This is a genomic window from Arthrobacter sp. SO5 (assembly GCF_020532805.1).
Lineage (GTDB): Bacteria > Actinomycetota > Actinomycetes > Actinomycetales > Micrococcaceae > Arthrobacter.
Map to the genome: position 1 here is coordinate 1 of NZ_MQTQ01000090.1, position 5470 is coordinate 5470.

Genomic DNA, 5470 nt, shown 5'->3' on the forward strand with positions numbered 1-5470 from the left:
GACCGGGGGCGTAGCCGTTCCCGGCGCTGCCACGGACGGCACGGCCAGTTACGGGGGCGGGGGCGGGCTGCTCAGACATCCCCTCAAGTCTAATGCCTCCCGAAACGACGGCGGTTCCAGTGCCCATGCAGCGCCGTCCCGTGCTAGTTTCACAAGTGATGCATTTCGTCGATCCCTCCCGAGAAGTCCTGGCCGAAACCCTGCTGGCGGCCGGTCCAGACTCCCCCACGCTCTGTAAGGGCTGGCGCACCAGGGACCTTGCCGCGCACCTGTACCTTCGCGAGCGGAAAGCCGCCGTCGGACTGGGCCTGGTGATCAAGCGTCTCGCCAAGGCATCGGACAACGCCACCGCCCAGCTGGCCGCCAAGCTCACGACCGCGGAGGACTACAACAAGCTGGTCAAGGCCTTCCGTGCCGGCCCGTCGGCGTTCTCCCCGCTGAAGATCAAGGCCCTGGACGAAAGCGCCAACCTGATCGAATACTTCGTGCACACCGAGGACGTCCGCCGCGCCGTCGACCGCTGGGCCCCGCGCGCACTGGACGCGGAGTATTCGGATGCGCTGTGGGACGAGCTGGTGAAGCGGGCCGCCATCCTGTACCGCGGTGTGGACCTGGGCATTGTCCTGGTGCGTCCCTCCGGGCCCCGGCACGTCGCCAAGCGTGCCCCCGTCTCCGTGGCCATTGTGGGCGAGCCGGGCGAGCTCCTGATGCACGCCCACGGCCGCACCCGCCACGCCCTCGTGACCTTCGAAGGCCAGCCGGACGCCGTCGCACTCCTCCAGTCAGCCGAGGTCGGTCTCTAGTCCCGCTCCGCCGAAACACAGCAACCGGAACACAGCAACGCGGGGTCACTTACCGCCCATAATCCCCTCCGGGATGGGCGGTAAGTGACCCCGCGTTGCTTAATGCCGGCGGTGCTAGCGGACTTCGAAGCCGGCGGCCCGGATCGCGGCCTTGACCTGGGCGATCATGTCCAGCGGTCCGAAGTGGAAAACCGACGCGGCGAGCACCGCATCCGCGCCTGCCGCCACGGCCGGCGGGAAGTGCTCTGGCTTGCCGGCGCCGCCGGAGGCGATGATCGGGACTTTAACGGCGGCCCGAGCCAGCCGGATGAGCTCGAGGTCGAAGCCGTCCTTGGTGCCGTCGGCGTCGATGGAGTTGAGCAGGATCTCGCCGACGCCGCGGTCGGCAGTTTCACGGGCCCAGGCGATCGCATCGATCCCGGTGCCCTGGCGCCCGCCGTGCGTCGTGACCTCGAAGCCGGACGCGGTGGGCTGCGAGCCGGGGCGCGTGCGGCGGGCGTCGAGTGACAGCACGAGGACCTGGGAGCCGAAGTGGCGGGTGATCTCATCGATCACGCCGGGCCGGGCGACGGCGGCCGTGTTGATGGCCGCCTTGTCCGCGCCGCTGCGCAGCAGCCTGTCCACCTCGGCCACACCGCGGACGCCGCCACCCACCGTGAGGGGGATGAAGACCTCCTCGGCGGTGCGGCGGACGACGTCGAACGTGGTTTCCCGGTTACCGGACGACGCCGTGACGTCGAGGAACGTCAGCTCGTCCGCGCCGCCGTTGTCGTAACGGTGCGCCAGCTCCACCGGGTCCCCGGCATCGCGGAGGCCTTCGAAGTTGATGCCCTTGACCACGCGGCCGGCATCGACATCCAGGCACGGGATGACGCGCACGGCAACACTCATGACTTCTCCTGGGGTTCGCTCACGGAAGGAAAATTTACGCCGGATCAGATCCGGCAGGCGTGGATGCTGCTGACCAGGATGGCGCGGGCGCCCAGGTCGTAGAGCTCATCCATGATCCGGTTGGTCTGTTTTTTCGGCACCATCGAGCGGACGGCCACCCAGTCCGAGTCGCGCAGCGGCGAAACGGTCGGCGATTCCAGCCCCGGCGTCAGCTGGGAGGCTTCGTCGACGAGTTCCTTGCGGATGTCGTAGTCCATCATGACGTACTGCCGCGCCACGAGAACGCCCTGCAAACGGCGGATCAGCACCTCGGCTGCCGGGTTCTGCTCACCCTTGCGGCCGATCAGGACGGATTCGGAACGCAGGATCGGTTCGCCGAAGATCTCCATGCCGGCGGCCTTGAGCGTATTGCCGGTTTCGACGACGTCGGCGATCGCGTCCGCGACGCCGAGCCGCACCGAGGATTCCACGGCACCATCGAGGCGGACGACTTTGGCCTTGATGCCGCGCTCGGCGAGGTAGCCGCGGAGCAGTCCGTCGTAGCTCGTGGCGAGCCGCTTGCCTTCAAGCTGTTCCACCGTGGTGAAGTCGCCCACCGGGCCGGCGAAGCGGAAAGTGGAGGCAGCGAAGCCCAGCGGGAGCAGCTCTTCGGCCTCCACTTCAGCGTCGAGAAGGAGGTCGCGGCCGGTGATGCCGACGTCGAGCGTGCCCTGGCCGACGTACACGGCGATGTCGCGCGGGCGGAGGAAGAAGAATTCAATATCGTTGTCCGGGTCCACCATGACCAGTTCGCGGGTGTCGCGGCGCTGGCGGTAACCGGCCTCGGCGAGCATGGCCGAGGCGGCTTCGGACAGGGATCCCTTGTTCGGGACGGCAACTCTGAGCATGGGGAGGTCTTTCTTGGTCAGGACGGCATCCGCCCAGGAAAAGTCGGATCAGAACAGTCGGTTCAGAACAGTCGGTTCAGGCACAGCGGCCACGTAGGGCACCGGATCCGCGGAAGGCGGCGGGCTACGGTGCGGACGCGGCTAGAGATGCTTGTAGACGTCTTCCAGGCTGAGTCCTTTGGCGAGCATCAGAACCTGCAGGTGATAGAGCAGCTGCGAGATTTCCTCTGCGGCGGCCTCATCGGATTCGTACTCGGCAGCCATCCAGACCTCGGCTGCTTCCTCCACGACTTTCTTGCCGATGCCGTGGACTCCGGAATCCAGTTCGGCGACCGTGCGGGAGCCCTCCGGACGTGCGGCTGCCTTCTCACTCAGTTCTGCGAACAGCGACTCGAAATTCTTCACACCGTCCAGCCTACTTGCTCGCAGCCGGGCAGCGCCTGCCGGGCCCTGGCATGACGGCGGGGATGTGAGCGATCGCACAGAAACGGGGACGCCGGCCGCGCCGGGCTTTCGCGGCCCGGCCGGGGAGGCCCAGGATGCGTCAGCTGAACTGTTGCAGTGTCACGGCCGTGGCCAGGGCTGCGGTGACGGCCTCGTGGCCCTTGTCCTCCTTGGAGCCCGGAAGCCCCGCCCGGTCGATGCCCTGCTGTTCCGTATCGCAGGTCAGCACCCCGAAGCCCACCGGCACCCCAGTCCGCACGGACACCTCAGTCAATCCAAGGGTGGCCGCCTCGCAGACGTATTCGAAGTGCGGGGTACCGCCGCGGATGACGACGCCGAGCGCCACGACGGCGTCGAAATGCGGCGCCAGCCGGGCCGCCGCGACGGGAAGTTCGAAGGTGCCGGGAACCCGCAGCACGGTGGGATCGCTGATCCCGGCGTCCTTCGCCGCGCGGAGGGCGCCGTCCAGCAGCCCGTCCATGATCTCCGTGTGCCAGCTGGCGGCCACAATGGCCAGCTTCAGCCGGGAAGTTTCCGCCGGCTTGAAGGTGCTGAGGTCAATCTGTGGTGCGCCGTGTCCGGCCATCAGGGATTCCTTGTTCTGCGTAGGTGTCGGGTGCGTAGCGAAGGCTGAGCCGGACCGCTCCGGGGCGGCCGCTCCGTCGATTTGGTAGTGCTTTGGTCCTGCTTTAGTCGTGCTTTAGTCGGGGGAGGCGTCGAAACCGCCGGGACCGGCAGCCGGCGCGGCCGGCTGCATGTCCAGGACCAGGCGGTGATCCATCCGGTCTTTTTTGGTCTGCAAGTAGCGGATGTTCTGCTCGCGGGACGGAACCTCGGTGGGTACCATCTCGACGACGCGGACGCCGGCCTGGGCCAACCGGTCCTGTTTGTCCGGATTGTTGCTCAGGAGGCGGACCTCATGCAGGCCCATGTCCGCGAGGATCTGGGCCGCGGCCTGGTAGCTGCGGGCGTCCACGGGAAGGCCCAGCTGTTCGTTGGCCTCCACCGTGTCGAAACCGGCTTCCTGCAGGGCATAGGCCTTCATTTTGTTCGCCAGGCCAATGCCCCGGCCCTCCTGGCCCCGCAGGTACAGCAGCGTCCCGCCGAACTCGTTGATCATCTCCAGCGCATAGGCCAGCTGTTCGCCGCAGTCGCAGCGGTAGGAGCCGAAGACGTCTCCGGTGAGGCACTCCGAATGGAGGCGGACCAGCGGCGCGGTCCCGTCGACCGGGGGCAGCGGCGAGCTGACCGCCAGGTGCTCAGCCCCGGTTTCCAGGTCGGTCCAGGCCTGCGCCACAAAGTCCCCGAAGGCGGTGGGCAGCTGCACGATGGGTCCCGAACTGACCGGGTGCGGCTGGCGCTCAGCCGACCGCCGCTCTTGAGCTTCCGACGTCGTCATCTTGTCTCCTCCATCACGCGGGGTCTGTTGCGTTGCGGGGTTGTCCGGCTTCAAGGTACGTCACCAGATCCGCAATCGAGATCAGTGGGCAGCCGTGTTCGACGGCGAAGCCCCGTAATTCGTCCAGCCGCATCATTTCTCCGTTGTCGCGTACTACTTCTGCGATCACGCCCACGGACTCGAGCCCGGCCAGCTGACACAGCTCCACGGCCGCTTCGGTGTGTCCGGGGCGTTCCCGCACTCCCCCCTTAACGGCGCGGAGCGGAAAAACATGCCCGGGCCGGGTCAACGCTGACGGCTGGCTCCCGGGATCGGCCAGAACGCGCGCGGTCAGGGCGCGGTCGGTGGCTGAGATTCCGGTGCTGACGCCCAGCGCAGCGTCGCAGGAAACCGTGTAGGCCGTGCCTTTGGCGTCCTGGTTGATTTCGACCATCGGGGGCAGCGCCAGCGCGTCGGCACGGCCGGCGTCGAGGGGTACACAGATGACGCCCGAGCTGTACCGGATGGTCCAGCCCATCAGGGCCGGGGTTGCGTGTTGCGCGGCGAAGATGATGTCGCCTTCGTTTTCGCGGTCCTCGTTGTCGACCACCAGGACGGGGCGTCCGGCGGCGATGGCACGGATGGCGTCCTCGATCCGATCGAGGCCCGCCCCCGGGATCCCCTGTGCCCCGAGCCCGGCGGGCCGGGCGGTGTCGGCAGACCGGGCAGCGTCGGCGGTGTCGGCGGACAGGGAGTGCCGCGCGGACAGGCCGGCGTGCGTGTCTTGGACGTGGTTCACGCCGTGGCCCCCTTCGCGTGTGCCGCTGCTCCCCCGCGTGCTCCCGAAAACGCGAGCAGGCGCTCAGTATACTTCGCCAGCACGTCGACTTCGAGGTTTACGTGGCTGCCGATGCCCTTCGCGCCCAGCCCGGTGTCGGCGAGGGTGGTGGGGATCAGCCCTACCTCAAACCACGGTTCGGGTTCGGGGGCCGGGCTCACGGCGGTCACGGTCAGGGACACGCCGTCGACGGCGATCGAGCCCTTCTCGGCAATGTACCGTGCCAGCC

Annotated in this window: 7 protein-coding genes and 1 pseudogene; 1 reads left to right on the top strand and 7 read right to left on the bottom strand. The window is 67.8% G+C overall.

The window, feature by feature from the left end:
- Nucleotides 1-158: 158 nt before the first annotated feature.
- A complete protein-coding gene (locus tag BJG92_RS15830; RefSeq protein ID WP_232084946.1) occupies nt 159-803 on the top strand; it encodes a TIGR03085 family metal-binding protein in 645 nt (214 codons plus the stop codon).
- 114 nt (nt 804-917) lie between these two features.
- Here the strand turns inward: BJG92_RS15830 and hisF are convergent, their stop codons facing one another.
- The 7 genes and pseudogenes from hisF to BJG92_RS15865 form a co-directional block, all read right to left on the bottom strand.
- Complete coding sequence (hisF, locus tag BJG92_RS15835; RefSeq protein WP_232084947.1) at nt 918-1694, bottom strand: imidazole glycerol phosphate synthase subunit HisF; 777 nt, start codon at nt 1692-1694, stop codon at nt 918-920.
- 44 nt (nt 1695-1738) lie between these two features.
- Nucleotides 1739-2581 carry an ATP phosphoribosyltransferase gene (gene hisG / locus BJG92_RS15840; protein WP_232084948.1) on the bottom strand — a complete coding sequence of 281 codons (843 nt, stop codon included), beginning with the start codon at nt 2579-2581 and terminating at the stop codon, nt 1739-1741.
- A 141-nt stretch (nt 2582-2722) separates the two neighbouring features.
- Nucleotides 2723-2986 carry a phosphoribosyl-ATP diphosphatase gene (locus BJG92_RS15845; RefSeq protein WP_123254457.1) on the bottom strand — a complete coding sequence of 88 codons (264 nt, stop codon included), beginning with the start codon at nt 2984-2986 and terminating at the stop codon, nt 2723-2725.
- Between the two features lie 139 nt (nt 2987-3125).
- Nucleotides 3126-3611: a 6,7-dimethyl-8-ribityllumazine synthase gene (gene ribH, locus BJG92_RS15850; RefSeq protein WP_232084949.1), complete on the bottom strand. Its 486-nt coding sequence runs from the start codon at nt 3609-3611 to the stop codon at nt 3126-3128.
- A gap of 114 nt (nt 3612-3725) precedes the next feature.
- Nucleotides 3726-4424, bottom strand: a complete 699-nt coding sequence (ribA, locus tag BJG92_RS15855) for a GTP cyclohydrolase II (RefSeq protein ID WP_232084950.1) — start codon at nt 4422-4424, stop codon at nt 3726-3728.
- A 13-nt stretch (nt 4425-4437) separates the two neighbouring features.
- Nucleotides 4438-5082: a 3,4-dihydroxy-2-butanone-4-phosphate synthase gene (gene ribB / locus BJG92_RS15860; protein ID WP_232084954.1), complete on the bottom strand. Its 645-nt coding sequence runs from the start codon at nt 5080-5082 to the stop codon at nt 4438-4440.
- A 116-nt stretch (nt 5083-5198) separates the two neighbouring features.
- Nucleotides 5199-5470, bottom strand: a pseudogene (locus BJG92_RS15865) (riboflavin synthase); the annotation flags it as partial.